The organism is Shinella granuli (genome assembly GCF_004341885.1).
Lineage (GTDB): Bacteria > Pseudomonadota > Alphaproteobacteria > Rhizobiales > Rhizobiaceae > Shinella > Shinella granuli.
Genome location: NZ_SLVX01000014.1, coordinates 112,035 through 128,261 on the forward strand (window position 1 = coordinate 112,035; position 16,227 = coordinate 128,261).

Consider the following 16,227-nt stretch of genomic DNA (forward strand, 5'->3'; position numbering starts at 1 on the left):
CCTGCATAGCTACCGCAAGAGGGGGTGCCGCAACACGCCCCCCTCAGCAGGGCCGCTACGCCTCCGCGATCTCCGCATGTCCCGTCTGGATGTTCCAGAGATTGCGATAAAGCCCCGGCCGCTCCACAAGCGCGTCGTGCGAGCCCGACTGGATCACCCGGCCCGCCTCCATCACATGGATGGCGTCGGCGTGCACCACCGTGCTCAGCCGGTGCGCGACGAGGATGACCGTGCGCTTGCCCTTCATCTTGGCGAGCGAGCGCTGGATCGCCGCCTCCGTCTCGTTGTCGACGGCGCTCGTCGCCTCGTCGAGGATGAGGATCGCCGGATCGATCAGCAGCGCGCGGGCGAGCGCGATGCGCTGGCGCTGGCCGCCCGAGAGCTTCTGGCCGTATTCGCCGATCTGGCTTTCGTACCCGTCCGGCAGGTCTCGGATGAAGCCGTCGGCCTCCGCCATGCGCGCGGCGGCCTCGACCTCCCGGCGGCTCGCGCCCGGCCGGCCATAGGCGATGTTGTCGGCGATCGAGCCGGAAAACAGCGTCACCTCCTGCGGCACCCAGGCCATGCTCTTGCGCAGACATTCGCCGGACCAGTCGGCGAGCGGCACGCCGTCGAGGAGGATGCGGCCCTTCTGCGAGCGGATGAAGAGGCCGAGCAGCTTGATCAGCGTCGACTTGCCGCTGCCCGTGGGGCCGACGAGGGCGACCGTCTCGCCCGCCTTGATGGCGAGGTTGATGTCGGTGACGCCGCCGGGGCTCGTCGCATAGCGGAAGGTAACGCCGTCGATCTCGAAGCGGCCGGAGACTTTCGCTTCGTGCGTGCCGTGCGGTTCGCCGCGCGGCTCGTCGAGCAGGCGCAGGATGCGGCGCGTCGAGGCCATGGCGCGCTCGTAGAGGTCGGCGATCTCGGCAAGGCCGGTCATCGGCCAGAGCAGGCGCTGGGTGAGGAAGACGAGCAGGCCATAGGCGCCGACCTGCATCTGCCCGGTCAGCGTCAGCCAACCGCCGATCAGGAAGGTGGCGAGGAAGCCGGACAGGATCGCCATGCGGATGATCGGGATGAAAGCGGAGGAGACGCGGATCGCCGCCCGGTTCGCCTCGACATAGCCGCGGCTTTCCGCCGTCAGCGCCGCCGTCTCGCGCGCTTCGGCGCCGAAGGCGCGGATGGTCTGCAGGCCCTGCAGGTTGGTGGTGAGCCGCGCGCCGAGCCCGCCGGCCCGCGCCCGCACCGCATCGTAGCGCGCCTGCGCCCGGCGCTGGAACCAGAAGGCGCCGGCGATGATCGCCGGCACCGGCGTGAAGGCGATGACGGCGATCAGCGGGCTGACGATGAAGAACACCGCGCCGACGAGGATGACGGCGGAAAAGGTCTGGATCAGCTCGTTCGCGCCGCGATCGAGGAAGCGTTCGAGCTGGTTGATGTCGTCGTTCAGCACGGCGACGAGATCGCCGGAGCGGTTCTCCTCGTAGAAGCTCGACGGCAGGTGCTGGGCGTGGTCATAACAGAGGATGCGCAGCCGGTGCTGCACGTCCTGCGCCAGGCCCCGCCAGAGGATCTGGTAGAAATATTCGAACAGCGATTCGCCGAACCAGATGAGGAAGGTGGCGATGCCGAGCAGGGTGAGCTGCTGCACGGGATCGGTGATGCCGACCTGCGCCACGAAGGAATCCTTGCCGCGCACCACCACGTCGAGCGCGATGCCGATCAGGATCTCCGGCATGACGTCGAAGATCTTGTTGATGACCGACGAGGCGACCGCCCGCATCACGCGACCCTTCTCGTCGCTGACGAGCGACAGGAGAACACGCAGCGGATGGCGCTTGCCGGAGGAAAGGGGAGCGGACGTCTCGGGAGCGGGCATGGAAGGAACCTGTTGTCGGAGCCGGCCGGTCGATCGACGGCATCCTCGCCTCTAGAGCATTTTGCGGCCAAGTGGAATCACCGGGCGCCCGCATTCGGCAGATGACGGGCAGCGGGACGGTCGCATTCTCTTAATCCATTTCGCGAAAAGGCGGGCCGCCTTAACACCGCCTTAAGATCGTGTGCGTCTTGATCGGCTCCCATGGACGGGGTGCGATACCCCACGGAACCAACCGGCGCCCGGCCGGAACGGAGGCAGGCGTGCAATCCCTATGCGGCGCGGCGGCGCGCTTTCGACTGGTGGCGGCCATTGCGGCTTTGATTCTTCCCGTTCAGGCAAGCGCGGCATGCCTCAGCGGCGTGAACCTCGCCGGCGCCGAATTCGGCGAGGGGCGCGGCACCTTCGGCAAGGACTATACCTATCCGTCCGCCGAAACGATCGCCTATTTCGCCGGCAAGGGCTTCAATGCCGTGCGCCTTCCCTTCAAATGGGAACGGCTGCAGCCGCGGCTGAACCGCGGCTTCGACAAGGCGGAGCGCAAGCGGCTCACCGAGACCGTCAAGGCGCTGCGCGGCGCCGGCATGACCGTCATCCTCGACCCGCACAACTACGCCTATTACGGCGACAAGCAGGTCGGCTCGGCCGAGGTGCCCGACAGCGCCTTCGCCGATTTCTGGCGCCGGCTTGCCGAGGACTACAAGGACGACGGCGGCGTGCAATTCGGCCTGATGAACGAGCCGCACGACGTATCCGCCCCTCAGTGGCTCGCCTCCGCCAATGCGGCGATCGCCGCGATCCGCGAGGCGGGCGCGAAGAACCTCGTGCTCGTGCCCGGCACGATCTGGACAGGGGCGCACAGCTGGGAAGAGGAGCGGGAGGGCGGCGCAAACGGCACCGTCATGCTCGGTATCGAGGACCCCGCCGACAACCACGCCTACGAGGTGCACCAGTATCTCGACGCCGATTTTTCCGGCAAGGCGGACACCTGCACGCGGACGGACGACGCCGTGGCCGCGCTGGAGCGCTTCACCGACTGGCTGAAGCGCAATAACAGGCGCGGCTTCCTCGGCGAGTTCGGCGGCGCGGCGGACGAGGCCTGCCTCGACGGGCTCGCCCGCATGACCGCGCTGGTCGGCAAGGAAAGCGCGGTCTGGACCGGCTGGGCCTATTGGGCGGGCGGCGACTGGTGGCCGGCGACGGAGCCGCTCAACATCCAGCCGACCGCCGACGGCGCCCGGCCCCAGCTTGCCGCGCTCATCGCCGGCGGCGGGCTGCCGGCCAGGGCCGGCACCTGTGCGGCGCTTCCCTGAGGCGCGGGCTCCGGCGCGATGTCGGAGCGGTCATTTCCCTCTGCATTTGCCCGACTACAGGAAATCATCGATGATTTCCTGTGGGAAGGGAGACTGTGCTGCCTTAGAAGAAGACGTGCAGCGGCCACTGGACCGGGCGGCGGGAGGAGGAGAGCCGGCTGCCCTCGAGCGGCAGCCTGTCTTCCGTCGCGCGGCCGGGCGTGTCGTCGCTTGCGGATTGCTCGTCCTTCGGCTGGAAGCCGACGGGGTAGAGGTTGAAGTAACCAAGCGTCACGCCGCCGAGATAGATCATGCGGTAGGCTCCCGTTCCGTTTAACGTCCCGGTCAACATCATGGCGGAATCGTGGCGGCTGTCAATAGTCTATAAAATTAGTGCTCTATTCCGCCCTTGATACGCACCAAGCCGAGGGAGTACGAGGCAGCCTGACACCACCGGGAAGACGCCTTGTACACGCTGGACCAGACAGAGCTGTTCGAAGAGGAGATCCGCAAGAGCCGGTTCCGCGCGATCGCCTGTCCCGTCGAGAGCCAGGCCGAGGCGAAAGCCCGGCTGGCCGAGGTCTCGGACCCCGCGGCCAACCACAATTGCTGGGCCTGGCGCATCGGCCAGACCTACCGCTTCAGCGACGACGGCGAGCCGAGCGGCACGGCCGGAAAGCCGATCCTGCAAGCGATCGACGGCCAGGCGCTCGACCGCACGCTCGTCGTCGTCACCCGCTGGTTCGGCGGCATCCTGCTCGGCAGCGGCGGGCTCATCCGCGCCTATGGCGGCACGGCGGCCGCCTGCCTGCGCGCCGCTGCCAAGACCGAATATGTCGAGCGCGTCGCACTGTCCGTCTCGCTCGGCTTTTCCGATCTCGCGCTGGTCAAGGCGCGGCTTTCCGCCCTTGCCGGCCTCGTGATGGACGAGGAGACCTTTCACGCGCGTGGCGCGCGCCTTGCCTTCCGCGTGCCGGCGGAAAAGGCGGAGGAGATCGGCCGGATGATCGCGGACCTGACGAGCGGGCGCGCCGGGATCGGCAAGTAGAAGGTTCGGGCGCAAACCGCGGCGCTCCCTTGCCGGAATGGCGCCGGGCCTGGAAATTTGCCCTTCCGGCCAAAAGAAATCCCCTTCCATTTCCCGCCGGCTTCGCGGAACGGTTTGGCGCGTCATCCGCAAGCCGCCGAAAGCCTTCATCCCGCCGGCGCAAAGGGCGCAAAGATGCGCTCCCGCGCGGGCGGCAGGCGACGGCGGGCCGCTATAGGCAAGGCGTTTTTTTCGTTCTATCTACCCCTCGGACATATTTTTCGCGGGGGCTATCCTGCGATCCCCGCATGAAAGAGAGGACCATCCCATGAGCCTGCGCATCAACGACATCGCTCCGGACTTCACCGCCGAGACCACCATCGGCCCGGTCAGCTTCCACGACTGGATCGGCGACGGCTGGGCGGTGCTCTTCTCGCACCCGAAGAACTTCACCCCGGTCTGCACCACCGAGCTCGGCGCCATGGCCGGCGTCGAGGGCGAGTTCCGCAAGCGCGGCGTGAAGATCATCGGCATCTCGGTCGATCCGGTCGACAGCCACGCCAAGTGGAAGGCCGATATCCGCACCGCCACGGGCTTCGACGTCGAATACCCGCTGATCGGCGACAAGGACCTGAAGGTGGCAAAGCTCTATGACATGCTGCCGGCCGCCGCCGGCGACACGTCGGAAGGCCGCACGCCCGCCGACAACGCCACCGTGCGCTCCGTCTTCGTCATCGGCCCGGACAAGAAGATCAAGCTGATCCTCACCTACCCGATGACGACGGGCCGCAACTTCGCGGAGATCCTGCGCGCGATCGATTCGATCCAGCTCACCAGCAAGCACCAGGTGGCGACGCCCGCCAACTGGCAGCAGGGCGAAGACGTGATCATCACCGCCGCCGTTTCCAACGAGGACGCCATCACCCGCTTCGGCGCCTTCGACACCGTCCTGCCCTACCTGCGCAAGACGAAGCAGCCGGCCGCCTGATCCGGCATTTCGCCTCCGCCCTTCAGGCAACGGAGGCGCATGTGAAATGAGGTGTTGCCTCTTGCCTTCTCCCCGGCGGGAGAAGGCAAAAGCGGCTGCGCCGTGCCGCATGCCACCACTCTCGGGGGCGGAGGAGGATGCCTTCGCCTCAGACCGGCTCCCAGCCATCCTTCTCGCTGGCGCGGTAGATGGCGTCGATGAGCCTCTGGTTGAGGCGCGAGTTTTCCAGCGACACGACCTCCTCGCCCCCCCCGAGCGCCGCCCGGGTGAAGGCCTCGGCCTCGCGCCTGTACTGGCGGGCATCCTGGAAGCGGAAGAGCTGGCTTTCGCTGTGGCTCTGGTTGGTGAGCTCGATCTCCTCCGCCCCGTAGCGATCGGCATTGAAGGGCGACTTCACCTCGATGAAGCCCTTGTCGCCGTGGAAGACCATGACCTGGCGCTGGGCGAGCTGGGTGGAGACGTAGAAGGAAAGCTCGAAGTCGCCGAAATCGGCACGCACGCTCGAATAGATGTCCGTGCCGAATTCCGGGTCGCGCTCCGTGCTCGCCTGCACGCGGACCGGCTCCTTGCCGGTGGAAAAGCGCGTGGTGATGGTCGGGTAGACGCCGATGTCGGGCAAGCCGCCGCCGCCGAGCGCCGGCACGTTGCGCATGTTGCCGGGGTCGCGGTTGAAATAGGTGAAGGCGCCCTGCACATGGCGCAGCCGGCCGATCGCGCCTTCGGCAAGCAGCGCGCGGACCTTGCGCCAGACGGGGCTGTAGGTGACCATGAAGGCCTCCGAGATCAGCACCTTGTTGCGGTCGCGCGCGGCGATCAGCGCGTCGATCTCCCCGGCCTTGAGCGCGATCGGCTTTTCGCACAGCACATGCTTTCCCGCATCCGCCGCCTTGATCGACCATTCCACATGCTGGGACGTCGGCAGCGGGATATAGACGGCGTCGATCGCGTCCGAGGCCAGCATCTCCTCGTAGGAGCCGAAGGCATGCGGCACCGAGAAGCGGTCGGCCATGGCGCGGGCCTTGGCGAGGTCACGGCTGGCAATGGCGGTGATGACGCAGTTTTCCGCGTCCTGGATGGCCGGCACGACGAGTTCGCGGCCGATCTTGGCCGTCGACAGGATTCCGAAACGCAGCATGGTGATCTCTCCCTGATTGCGACAGGAGACTAGTCGCGAGGTACGTTCCTCGCAAGCGCGGCGGCCGGCAAAAAGTCGGATCCATGGCGTGCAAAGGCGCCGGCGGCGCCCTATGTTGCAGGAAGCCTTTTTCAGCACGAACCCTTTGGAGGAACCCCATGCAGTTTCGCGCCCTCGGCAAGACCGGCCTTTCGATCGCCCCCCTCGTCTTCGGCGGCAATGTCTTCGGCTGGACGGCCGACGAGAAGACCTCCTTCGACCTGCTCGACGCCTTCACCGGCGCCGGCTTCAACGCCATCGACACGGCCGACGTCTATTCCCGCTGGGCGCCGGGCAACCAGGGCGGCGAATCCGAGACAATCATCGGCAAATGGCTGAAGCGCTCCGGTATCGCCCGCGACAGGGTGGTGGTCATCACCAAGGTCGGCTCCGACATGGGCCAGGGGCGCCGGGACCTGCGCAGGCGCTGGATCGTCGAGGCGGTCGAGAATTCGCTGAAGCGGCTCCAGACCGATCATATCGACCTCTATCTCTCGCACTGGCCGGATCCGCAGACGCCCTACGAGGAGACGCTGGAGGCCCATGCAAGCCTCGTCAAGGCCGGCAAGGTGCGCGCCTTCGGCGCCTCGAACCTCGATGCAGGCCAGTTGCAGGCCTCGTTCGAGGCCGCCGACAAGGCCGGCCTGCCGCGCTACGGCGCGCTGCAGCCGGAATACAATCTCTATGACCGCGCCGGTTTCGAGGGCGCGCTGGCCGATCTGTGCCGGAAGGAGGATCTCGGCGTCATCACCTATTACAGCCTCGCCTCCGGCTTCCTGACCGGCAAGTACCGCACGAAGGCGGACACCGAGGGCAAGGCCCGCGGCGAGGGCGTCGTGCACTATCTCGACGACAAGGGCCTGCGCATCCTCGCCGCCCTCGACAAGGTGGCCGCCGAGACCGGCGCGACGCCGGCCGAAATCGCGCTCGCCTGGCTGATGGCCAAGCCTGCCGTCACCGCGCCGATCGCCAGCGCGACCAGCCTCGGCCAGCTCGCAAGCCTGATGAAGGCGGCAGCCCTCACGCTGAGCGCGGAGCAGATGGCCGCGCTCGACACGGCGGGGGCGTGACCCATGGCCATCACCATCCGCGATGCGCTGGAGGGTGACGAGGCCGCCTGGAGAAAGCTCTGGGCCGGCTACCTCGCCTTCTACGAGACCGACGTGCCGGAGGAGGTGACCGCCTTCACCTGGGCACGCATCCTGGATCCCGGCTCGCGCGTCTCGATGCGGCTTGCCGAGGAGGACGGGACGGTGCTGGGCTTTGCCATTCACCACTACCACGATTCCACCTGGGGCATCGCGCCGGAAGGCTATCTCGAGGACATGTTCGTCGACGAGGGCACGCGCGGCAGGGGCATCGGCCGGGCGCTGATCGACGATCTCGTCACCATTTCCAGGCGCAACGGCTGGCGCGGCATCTACTGGCACACCCGCCAGGACAATGCGCGCGCCCGCAAGCTCTACGACAGCTATGTCGAGGCCGACGGGCATATCCGCTACCGGCTGAAAACCTAGAGCATTTCCAGCCGAAGTGACGTCGTTTCGGCATCGGATAATGCAATCTAGCGCAATTCCGTTGAGCCCGGGTCAGCCGCGGAAGCGGAAGAAATCGACGAAGGCGCGCAGCGCCGGGCGCATCTGCCGGCGCGAGGGATAGTAGATCGAAAAGCCGTCGAAGGCCGGGCACCAGTCTTCCAGCACCGCGACGAGCCGGCCGGCCTCGATATCCTCGGCGACGCGCTGGTCGAAGACATAGGCAAGGCCCGCGCCGTCCATCGCGGCCGCGCGCATCAGCCGCTGGTCGGAGACGATCAGCGGGCCGGCGACGTCGACCGTCACCAGCCGCCCGTCCTTTTCCAGCTCCCAGCGATAGATCCGCCCACTGGAAAAGCGCCGCCGGATGCAGCGGTGCTGCATGAGGTCGCGCGGCTGGACGGGTTTCGGATGGCTCTCGAAATAGGCCGGCGCGCCGACGATGAGGCCGCGCCAGGGGCCGCTCGCCCGGACCGCGATCATGTCCGCCTCCAGATGTTCGCCAAGCCGCAGCCCGGCATCGAACCCCTTCTCGACGATGTCCTCGAAGCGGTCGTCGGTCCGAAGGTCCAGCTCGATCTCCGGATAGGCGGCGAGGAAGGCGCCGAGCCGCGGCATGACGATCTCCTCGGCGGCGATCAGCGGCATGGTGACGCGCAGCGGACCGGCGGGGCGGCCCTGCCGGTCCGCAAGCGCCTCCATGGCCGAACCAATGTCGGAAAGCGCCGGCGCCAGCGTGTCGAGCAGCAGGCGCCCCTCCTCGGTCGGCGCCACGGAGCGGGCGGTGCGCGCGATGAGGCGCACGCCGAGGCTCGCCTCCAGCGCCGAGACCGCATGGCTGACGGCGGAGGGCGCGATGCCGAGTTCGCCTGCGGCCTTGCGAAAGCTGCGCGTCTCCGCGACGATGGCGAGCACGGCGAGCTGGGAAAGCTGGGTCCGGTTCATTGTTCCAACAGATAGAACAAGCCGTTGGCTTTTGCAGCAATTTTCCGATGAGGCGCCGCGTCCTAGATTGGCCTTGCCCGGATGACGGCGGATCGTTCGCCGCCCGGCCGCGCGGACCTGCCTCCCGGGGTCCACAGAAGAAGGATTTCGCCATGAAACACAGACAGCTCGGTACCCTCGACGTTTCCGCCCTCGGCCTCGGCTGCATGGGCATGAGCCACGCCTACGGCCCCTCCAGCGACGAGACGGCGGCCATCGACACGCTGCACCGCGCCGTCGATCTCGGCATCACCCTGTTCGACACGGCCGAGGTCTACGGCCCCTACAGGAACGAGATCCTCCTCGGCAAGGCGCTGAAGCCGGTGCGCGACAAGGTGGTGATCGCCACCAAGTTCGGCTTCCGCATCGATCCCGCCAAACCCTCGGCCGAGATGATCACGGGTACGGACAGCCGGCCGGAAAACGTCAGGGCCGTCGCCGAGGCCTCGCTGAAGCGGCTCGGCATCGAGGTCATCGACCTCTACTACCAGCACCGCGTCGACCCGGACGTACCGATCGAGGAGACGGTGGGCGCCATGGCGGAGCTGGTGCGCGCGGGCAAGGTGAAGGCGCTCGGCCTTTCGGAAGCCGGCAGCGAGACAATCCGCAGGGCCCATGCCGTGCACCCGATCGCCGCCGTGCAGAGCGAATATTCGCTGTGGACCCGTGACGTCGAGGAAAACGGCGTGCTGGAGACCTGCCGCACGCTCGGCATCGGCTTCGTGCCCTTCAGCCCGCTCGGCCGCGGCGTGCTCACCGGCGCGCTGAAGAAGCTGGACGGCCTTGCCGACGACGATTTCCGCCGCTCGCTGCCGCGCTTTGCCGCGGAGAATTTCGACGCCAACCTCGCGCTGGTCGCCCTCCTGGAGGAGATGGCGGCGGAAAAGGGCGTCGCCCCGGCGCAGCTTGCGCTTGCCTGGGTGCTGGCGCAGGGCGATTTCATCGTGCCGATCCCCGGCGCCAGCAAGGTGCCCCATCTGGAGCAGAACGCCGCCGCCGCCGAGATCGTCCTGACGCCCGAGGAAGCCGCCCGCCTCGGCGACCTCCTGTCGCCGGCGAAGGTGGCCGGCGGACGCTACTCGCAGCGCATGGCCTCGATGGCCAACCGGTAAGGAAAGGCCACCCTGCCTCTCCTCCGTCATGGTCGGGCTCGACCCGGCCATCCACAAGCTGCTGAAAGACTGGACCTCGGGTCAGGCCCGAGGATGACGGAGTGCTTGGGGCGATGTTTGCCACCAAACAGAAAGGCCGCGGACAGTTCCGCGACCTTCTTCATATTTAGCCGGATTCTCCCAATCCTACTGGATGAGGATGGCCCGGAAATCGTTGACATTGGTGCCGGTCGGGCCGGGCACGAAGAGATCGCCGAGCGCGTCGAAGGCGGTCCAGCTGTCGTTGCGGCCGAGGAATTCGGCGGCATCCTTGCCCTTGTCGGCGAGGCGCGCGACGGTGGTCCCGTCGGCGAAGGCGCCGGCGTTGTCCTCCGAACCGTCGATCCCGTCCGTGTCGGCGGCAAGCGCAAAGAGACCCGGCAGGCCATCGATGCCGCAGGCGAGGGACAGGAGGAACTCGCCGTTGCGGCCGCCCTTGCCCTTGCCCCTGATCGTCACGGTCGTCTCGCCGCCCGACAGCACGACGACGGGCTTGCGGAACGGCCGGTCGCGGCGCACCACCTCGGCGGCGATCGCCGCATGCACGCGGCCGACCTCGGCCGCCTCGCCCTCGATGGCGTCGGAAAGGATGACGGCCTCGACACCCGCCTTGCGCGCCGCTTCGGCGGCGGCCTCCAGCGAGACGGCGGCGGAGGCGACGAGCTTCACCGCGTTGCGGGCGAAGGCGGCATCGGACGGCAGCGGCGGCTCGTCCTTGCCCTCGCGGATGTGGCGCATCACGGCTTCGGGCAGGTCGAGGCGGTAGCGCTCGATGAGGCGCAGGGCATCCGCGCGGGTGGTCTCGTCCGCGATGGTCGGGCCGGAGGCGACGAGGGCGGGATTGTCGCCGGGAATGTCGGAGACGACGAGCGAGACGACGCGGGCCGGATGGGCAAGCGCGGCGAGCCGGCCGCCCTTGATGCGCGAGACCTGCTTGCGCACGGCGTTCATGGCGCTGATCGGCGCGCCGGAGGCCAGCAGCGCCTTGTTGACGGCGATCTCGTCGGCAAGCGTCAGGTCGCCGGCCGGCGCCGGCAGCAGGGCCGAGCCGCCGCCGCAGACGAGGGCGACGACGAGGTCGTCCTCGGTAAGGCCCCGCACGGCGGCCATCAGCCGGCCGGAGGCGAGGAGCCCGCTGTCATCGGGCACCGGATGGGCGGCCTCCAGGATCTCGATGCGCTCGCAGGCGACGGCATAGCCGTAGCGCGTGACGACGACGCCGGTGAGCGGGCCGTCCCAGAGCCGCTCGAAGGCGCGCGCCATCTGCGCCGCACCTTTGCCGGCACCGATTACCACCGTGCGGCCCTTCGGCTTTTCCGGCAGGTTGGCGGCCAGCACCTTGTCCGGATCGGCGGCGGAGACCGCGACGGAAAAGAGATGCTCGAGAAAGGCGCGCGGATCGGCGATGGGCGGCATGGGTTCCTCCGGGTCACGCTGCGCCGGGCCTCGGGACGAGGGATTCCGGCAGCAGATTCAAAATTCTACAGCGGCCGTCGCCGTGCGCGGGGCGCGCGGCGCTTCGGGCGGGGCAATTAAGCACAGCCCCTCACCCGCCCGCCAGCACCTCCCGATGAAAAAGAGCCGCGGCGGGGGATGAGGGGCTGCGCCGCCTCCTCCAGAAGGGGTGGCCGGGCGGGGCTCCCCTCCCCGCCCGGCCAGGCCGTCATGCGACGGCGTGGTTCGCCATGCGCTCCAGCGCCTTGACGAGACCTGAGTGATCGAGACCGGCCTCGCCATGGGCGGCGCACTGGTTGAAGAGCTCCTGCGTGGACGCGGTGTTGGGCAGGGCGACGCCGAGCGCCTTGGCGCCCTGCAGCGCCAGGTTCAGGTCCTTCTGGTGCAGCGAGATGCGGAAGCCCGGATCGAAGGTGCGCTTGACCATGCGCTCGCCGTGCACTTCGAGAATGCGCGAGGAGGCAAAGCCGCCCATCAGTGCGGCGCGCACGCGCGCGGGATCGGCACCGGCCTTCGAGGCGAAGACGAGGGCTTCGGACACCGCCTCGATGGTCAGCGCGACAATGATCTGGTTGGCAACCTTCGTCACCTGGCCGTCTCCGCAATCGCCGACGAGGGTGATGTTCTTGCCCATCAGCTGGAAGAGCGGCAGCGCCCGGTCGAAGCTTTCCTGCGAGCCGCCGGCCATGATGGAGAGCGAGGCGTTCTTGGCGCCGACCTCGCCGCCCGAGACCGGACCATCGACATATTCGGCACCGGTCGCGCGGATCTTCCTGGCAAATTCCTTGGTGGCGATCGGCGAGATCGAGCTCATATCGATGACGAGCTTGCCGGCCGCAAGGCCGTAGGAGACGCCGTTCTCGCTGAAGAGCACGTCTTCGACCTCGGGCGTATCGGGCAGCATGAGGATGATCGTGTCGACGGTCTCGGCCAGCACCTTCGGGCTGTCGACGATCTTGAGGCCGTTGTCGATGAGTTCCTGGCGCGGCGAAACGGAGAATTTCGAGGTGATGACGGTGTGGCCGGCGTCCTGGAGATGGCGCGCCATGGGCGTGCCCATGATGCCGAGGCCGATGAAACCGATATTTGCCATGATGCTAACTCCCAATCTGAAAATCTGTCTGGCTCAGCGGCCGACTTCGGCCAGCCAGCCGAGGCCTTCCTGCGTGGTGGTGCGCGGCTTGTATTCGCAGCCGATCCAGCCGTCGTAGCCGAGCGCGTCCAGCGTCTTGAACACGAAGGGCCAGGCGATCTCGCCGGTGCCCGGTTCGCCCCGGCCCGGATTGTCGGCGAGCTGCACATGGGCGATCTGCGCCTGGTGCTTCCTGAACGTGCCGATCAGCTCGCCCTCGGTGCGCTGCTGGTGGTAGAGGTCGTACTGGATGAACAGGTTGTCGCTGCCCACCTCGGCGATGATGGAGGCCGCCTGGTCCGGGGTATTGAGGTAGAAGCCCGGAATGTCGAAGCGGTTGATCGGCTCGATCAGAAGCCGGATTCCGTGCTTGCCGAGCTCGCCCGCCGCCAGCTTCAGGTTGGCGACGAAGGTGGTGCGCAGCACCTCGTCCGAAACGCCGACCGGGGCGATGCCCGAGAGGCAGTTGACCTGCCTGCAGCCGAGCGCCGTCGCATAGTCGATCGCCGAGGCGACGCCGCGGCGGAACTCGTCGACCCGGTCCGGCAGGACCGCGATGCCGCGCTCGCCGCCGGCCCAGTTGCCGGCCGGCAGGTTGTGCAGCACCTGCGTCAGGCCATGGAGATCGAGCGCGGCGCGCAGCGCCTCCTTGTCGAAATCGTAGGGGAAGAGATATTCCACCCCTTCGAAGCCGGCCTTGGCGGCCAGCGCGAAGCGTTCGAGGAACGGCGCCTCGTTGAAGAGCATGGTCAGGTTGGCCGCGAATTTCGGCATCGTGTTTTCCTCTCTTCGTCTCAGTCCAGGAGGGCCAGCGTCGCGGTCGGGGCGTCTTCGCCGCGTTCGGCCAGGTCCTCGAATTCGACGACGGCATTGATGTCGGCGCCCATGGCGATGTTGGTGACGCGCTCGAGGATGAACTCGATGACGACGGGGACCTGGTGCTCCTTCATCAGCGCCTGCGCGGTGTTGAAGGCTTCCTGGAACTCGTTCGGGCTGCGCACGCGGATCGCCTTGCAGCCGAGGCCTTCGGCGACGGCGACGTGGTCGACACCATAGCCGGCTTCCGAATCGCCCGACGCATTGATGTTATCGAAGGCGAGCGAGACCTCGAAGTCCATGTTGAAGCCGCGCTGGGCCTGGCGGATGAGACCGAGATAGGAATTGTTCACGACCACATGCAGGTAGGGCAGCTTGTGCTGGGCGCCGACCGCCAGCTCCTCGATGAGGAACTGGAAGTCGTAGTCGCCGGACAGGGCGACGATCGGGCGATCGGGATCGGCGGCGCGCACGCCGAGCGCGGCGGGCAGCGTCCAGCCGAGCGGGCCGGCCTGGCCACAGTTGATCCAGTTGCGCGGCTTGTAGACATGCAGGAACTGCGCGCCGGCGATCTGGGAAAGACCGATGGTCGAGACGTAGCAGGTGTCGCGGTCGAAGGCCTTGTTCATCTCCTCGTAGACACGCTGCGGCTTCAGCGGCGTCTGGTCGAAATGGGTCTTGCGCAGCATGGTGCGCTTGCGCTCCTGGCACTCCTCGGCCCAGGCCGACCAGTCGCGCAGCTTGCCGGCGACCTTCCATTCGGTCGCGACGTCGAGGAACACCTTCAGCGCGGCGCCGGCATCCGAGACGATGCCGAAGTCCGGCGTGAAGACGCGGCCGATCTGGGTCGGCTCGATATCGACATGGACGAAGGTGCGGCCTTCCGTATAGGTCGAGACATTGCCGGTATGGCGGTTGGCCCAGCGGTTGCCGACGCCGAGGACGAAGTCGGAGGCGAGCAGCGTCGCGTTGCCGTAGCGGTGCGAGGTCTGCAGGCCGCACATGCCGGCCATCAGCCGGTGATCGTCCGGGATCGTGCCCCAGCCCATCAGCGTCGGGATGACGGGAACGCCGGTGATCTCGGCGAACTCGACCAGGAGGTCCGAGGCATCCGCGTTGATGATGCCGCCGCCGGCGACGATCAGCGGGCGCTCGGCCGCGTTCAGCATGGCGAGGGCCTTTTCGGCCTGGGCGCGGGTGGCAGCCGGCTTGTAGGGTTCGAGCGGCTCGTAGGCGTCGATGTCGAACTCGATCTCGGCGAGCTGGACGTCGATCGGCAGGTCGATCAGCACCGGGCCGGGACGGCCGGAGCGCATCGTGTGGAACGCCTTCTGGAAGACATAGGGGACGAGGCCCGGCTCCATGACGGTGACGGCCCACTTGGTGACGGGCGCGGCGATCTTGGCGATATCGACGGCCTGGAAGTCCTCCTTGTCGAGGCGGGCGCGCGGCGCCTGGCCGGTGATGCACAGGATCGGGATCGAATCGGCGGAGGCCGAATAGAGGCCGGTGATCATGTCGGTGCCGGCCGGGCCCGACGTACCGATGCACAGGCCGATATTGCCGGCGCGGGCCCTTGTATAGCCCTCGGCCATGTGGCTTGCGCCCTCGACGTGGCGGGCAAGCACATGGCGGACCGTGCCGCGCGCCTTCAGCGCCGAATAGAAGGGATTGATCGCAGCGCCCGGAACGCCGAAGGCACAATCGATGCCTTCCTTCTCCAGAACCAGGACCGCTGCATCGACAGCACGCATTTTAGCCATGGGATTTCCTCCGTCTCTCGAGAAGGAAGGTATCGCATCTGTTCCTGCGCGCAATCATAAAATGGAAATCAATCCCATCAGATGGAAATAAACATTTTCAACGAAACTGGAACAATCGCCACGAGACGGCTATGTCATGAGTGCGGAGCGACGGAAGAGAGGGGCGCATGGCGGAGCAGCAGGAGAAGACGCGGGGGCGGCCCGGCCGCAAGGCCGGCGAGAATGCGGCACCGTCCTCGGTGCAGGTGCTGGACCGCAGCCTGAAACTTCTCGATCTCGTGGCGCAGGCGGACGGTGCGGCGCTCACCGACCTTGCCGACCAGTCGGCCATGGCGCCCTCCACCGTGCACCGCCTGCTGACCTCGCTCGCCCAGCACGGCATGGTCGCCCATGACGCGGAGACTGGCGCCTGGACGATCGGCGTGAAGGCCTTCGAGATCGGCACCGCGTACCTCCGCTTCCGCAAGCTCGGCACGATCAGCCGGCCGTTCCTCAAGCAACTGATGGAAGGCTGCGGCGAGACCGCCAACATCGCCATCGAGGACGACGGCGACGTGGTCTTCATCTCGCAGGTGGAAAGCCATGCGCCGATGCGCGCCTTCTTCCGCCCCGGCCGGCGCGGGCCGATCCACGCCTCCGGCATCGGCAAGGCGATCCTCTCCACCTGGCCGGATGCCCGCATCGAGGCGCTGCTTTCCGGCCGCACGCTACAGCATTTCACCGACAGGACCCGCGACACGATCCCGACGCTGCTCGAGGATATCGGGAAAATCCGCGCCCGCGGCTGGTCGATCGACGACGAGGAGCATACGCTCGGCATGCGCTGCGTGGCCGCGCCGATCTTCGACGAATATGGCGAGGCGGTGGCCGGCATTTCCGTGTCCGGTCCGGCGGTGCGCCTGCCCGACAGCAAGGTCGACGCCTTCGGCCCGGTGGTGCGCGCGGCGGCGGAGGGGCTGACCAAGGCGATGGGCGGGCGCTCGCGACGCGCTTGACTTTTCCAACCACCGGATCGGCATCCCGAACCGGCCCGGTTCTCATCGACGCGCAGA

General features: G+C 67.4%; 15 protein-coding genes. 7 read left to right on the forward strand and 8 right to left on the reverse strand.

Going from position 1 to position 16,227, the window contains the following annotated elements; translation table 11 throughout:
* Positions 1 to 55: 55 nt before the first annotated feature.
* Positions 56 to 1,861: an ABC transporter ATP-binding protein gene (locus EV665_RS20590; RefSeq protein ID WP_133035503.1), complete on the reverse strand. Its 1,806-nt coding sequence runs from the start codon at positions 1,859 to 1,861 to the stop codon at positions 56 to 58.
* Between the two features lie 260 nt (positions 1,862 to 2,121).
* Here EV665_RS20590 and EV665_RS20595 point away from each other — a divergent pair, with 260 nt between their 5' ends.
* A complete protein-coding gene (locus tag EV665_RS20595; protein WP_133035504.1) occupies positions 2,122 to 3,171 on the forward strand; it encodes a glycoside hydrolase family 5 protein in 1,050 nt (349 codons plus the stop codon).
* 103 nt (positions 3,172 to 3,274) lie between these two features.
* On the opposite strand, the gene EV665_RS20600 is transcribed toward EV665_RS20595, so the two are convergent.
* Complete coding sequence (locus tag EV665_RS20600; RefSeq protein WP_064332082.1) at positions 3,275 to 3,463, reverse strand: hypothetical protein; 189 nt, start codon at positions 3,461 to 3,463, stop codon at positions 3,275 to 3,277.
* A 153-nt stretch (positions 3,464 to 3,616) separates the two neighbouring features.
* Here EV665_RS20600 and EV665_RS20605 point away from each other — a divergent pair, with 153 nt between their 5' ends.
* Together EV665_RS20605 and EV665_RS20610 are read left to right on the forward strand one after the other, a co-directional pair.
* Positions 3,617 to 4,198 carry an IMPACT family protein gene (locus EV665_RS20605; RefSeq protein WP_133035505.1) on the forward strand — a complete coding sequence of 194 codons (582 nt, stop codon included), beginning with the start codon at positions 3,617 to 3,619 and terminating at the stop codon, positions 4,196 to 4,198.
* 307 nt (positions 4,199 to 4,505) lie between these two features.
* Positions 4,506 to 5,165 carry a peroxiredoxin gene (locus tag EV665_RS20610; protein WP_064332080.1) on the forward strand — a complete coding sequence of 220 codons (660 nt, stop codon included), beginning with the start codon at positions 4,506 to 4,508 and terminating at the stop codon, positions 5,163 to 5,165.
* Positions 5,166 to 5,313: 148 nt separating this feature from the next.
* Here the strand turns inward: EV665_RS20610 and EV665_RS20615 are convergent, their stop codons facing one another.
* Positions 5,314 to 6,300, reverse strand: coding sequence for a Gfo/Idh/MocA family protein (locus EV665_RS20615; RefSeq protein WP_133035506.1), 987 nt, complete (start codon positions 6,298 to 6,300; stop codon positions 5,314 to 5,316).
* A gap of 158 nt (positions 6,301 to 6,458) precedes the next feature.
* Here EV665_RS20615 and EV665_RS20620 point away from each other — a divergent pair, with 158 nt between their 5' ends.
* Complete coding sequence (locus EV665_RS20620; protein WP_064332079.1) at positions 6,459 to 7,409, forward strand: aldo/keto reductase; 951 nt, start codon at positions 6,459 to 6,461, stop codon at positions 7,407 to 7,409.
* A 3-nt stretch (positions 7,410 to 7,412) separates the two neighbouring features.
* Entirely contained in the window at positions 7,413 to 7,856 is a 444-nt protein-coding gene (locus tag EV665_RS20625; protein ID WP_133035507.1) for a GNAT family N-acetyltransferase, read from the forward strand.
* A gap of 72 nt (positions 7,857 to 7,928) precedes the next feature.
* Here the strand turns inward: EV665_RS20625 and EV665_RS20630 are convergent, their stop codons facing one another.
* Positions 7,929 to 8,819 (reverse strand): LysR family transcriptional regulator, encoded by an 891-nt coding sequence (locus EV665_RS20630; RefSeq protein ID WP_133035508.1) that lies wholly within the window; start codon positions 8,817 to 8,819, stop codon positions 7,929 to 7,931.
* 152 nt (positions 8,820 to 8,971) lie between these two features.
* Here EV665_RS20630 and EV665_RS20635 point away from each other — a divergent pair, with 152 nt between their 5' ends.
* The gene (locus tag EV665_RS20635; protein ID WP_064332076.1) at positions 8,972 to 9,970 is read left to right on the forward strand and encodes an aldo/keto reductase; all 999 of its coding nucleotides are present in this window, start codon (positions 8,972 to 8,974) and stop codon (positions 9,968 to 9,970) included.
* A 186-nt stretch (positions 9,971 to 10,156) separates the two neighbouring features.
* Here EV665_RS20635 and EV665_RS20640 read toward each other — a convergent pair whose 3' ends face one another.
* From EV665_RS20640 to gcl, 4 genes are all read right to left on the reverse strand, one after another.
* Positions 10,157 to 11,425 (reverse strand): glycerate kinase type-2 family protein, encoded by a 1,269-nt coding sequence (locus EV665_RS20640; RefSeq protein ID WP_133035509.1) that lies wholly within the window; start codon positions 11,423 to 11,425, stop codon positions 10,157 to 10,159.
* 247 nt (positions 11,426 to 11,672) lie between these two features.
* Positions 11,673 to 12,557: a 2-hydroxy-3-oxopropionate reductase gene (locus EV665_RS20645; protein WP_133035510.1), complete on the reverse strand. Its 885-nt coding sequence runs from the start codon at positions 12,555 to 12,557 to the stop codon at positions 11,673 to 11,675.
* 33 nt (positions 12,558 to 12,590) lie between these two features.
* Positions 12,591 to 13,370, reverse strand: coding sequence for a hydroxypyruvate isomerase (gene hyi, locus EV665_RS20650; RefSeq protein ID WP_064332074.1), 780 nt, complete (start codon positions 13,368 to 13,370; stop codon positions 12,591 to 12,593).
* A 20-nt stretch (positions 13,371 to 13,390) separates the two neighbouring features.
* On the reverse strand, positions 13,391 to 15,175 hold the full coding sequence (gene gcl, locus EV665_RS20655) for a glyoxylate carboligase (RefSeq protein ID WP_064332073.1): 1,785 nt from the start codon (positions 15,173 to 15,175) through the stop codon (positions 13,391 to 13,393).
* A 167-nt stretch (positions 15,176 to 15,342) separates the two neighbouring features.
* Here gcl and bhcR point away from each other — a divergent pair, with 167 nt between their 5' ends.
* Entirely contained in the window at positions 15,343 to 16,170 is an 828-nt protein-coding gene (gene bhcR, locus EV665_RS20660) for an HTH-type transcriptional regulator BhcR (RefSeq protein WP_064332072.1), read from the forward strand.
* The last annotated feature ends 57 nt before the right edge of the window (positions 16,171 to 16,227 follow it).

Bases quoted from the DNA above. Each gene is read 5' to 3' on its own strand.
- EV665_RS20600 (WP_064332082.1), bottom strand. From the start codon at position 3,463: ATGATCTATCTCGGCGGCGTGACGCTTGGTTACTTCAACCTCTACCCC.
- EV665_RS20645 (WP_133035510.1), bottom strand. From the start codon at position 12,557: ATGGCAAATATCGGTTTCATCGGCCTCGGCATCATGGGCACGCCCATG.
- EV665_RS20640 (WP_133035509.1), bottom strand. From the start codon at position 11,425: ATGCCGCCCATCGCCGATCCGCGCGCCTTTCTCGAGCATCTCTTTTCC.
- hyi (WP_064332074.1), bottom strand. From the start codon at position 13,370: ATGCCGAAATTCGCGGCCAACCTGACCATGCTCTTCAACGAGGCGCCG.
- EV665_RS20635 (WP_064332076.1), top strand. From the start codon at position 8,972: ATGAAACACAGACAGCTCGGTACCCTCGACGTTTCCGCCCTCGGCCTC.
- EV665_RS20615 (WP_133035506.1), bottom strand. From the start codon at position 6,300: ATGCTGCGTTTCGGAATCCTGTCGACGGCCAAGATCGGCCGCGAACTC.
- bhcR (WP_064332072.1), top strand. From the start codon at position 15,343: ATGGCGGAGCAGCAGGAGAAGACGCGGGGGCGGCCCGGCCGCAAGGCC.
- EV665_RS20625 (WP_133035507.1), top strand. From the start codon at position 7,413: ATGGCCATCACCATCCGCGATGCGCTGGAGGGTGACGAGGCCGCCTGG.
- EV665_RS20630 (WP_133035508.1), bottom strand. From the start codon at position 8,819: ATGAACCGGACCCAGCTTTCCCAGCTCGCCGTGCTCGCCATCGTCGCG.
- gcl (WP_064332073.1), bottom strand. From the start codon at position 15,175: ATGGCTAAAATGCGTGCTGTCGATGCAGCGGTCCTGGTTCTGGAGAAG.
- EV665_RS20620 (WP_064332079.1), top strand. From the start codon at position 6,459: ATGCAGTTTCGCGCCCTCGGCAAGACCGGCCTTTCGATCGCCCCCCTC.
- EV665_RS20590 (WP_133035503.1), bottom strand. From the start codon at position 1,861: ATGCCCGCTCCCGAGACGTCCGCTCCCCTTTCCTCCGGCAAGCGCCAT.
- EV665_RS20610 (WP_064332080.1), top strand. From the start codon at position 4,506: ATGAGCCTGCGCATCAACGACATCGCTCCGGACTTCACCGCCGAGACC.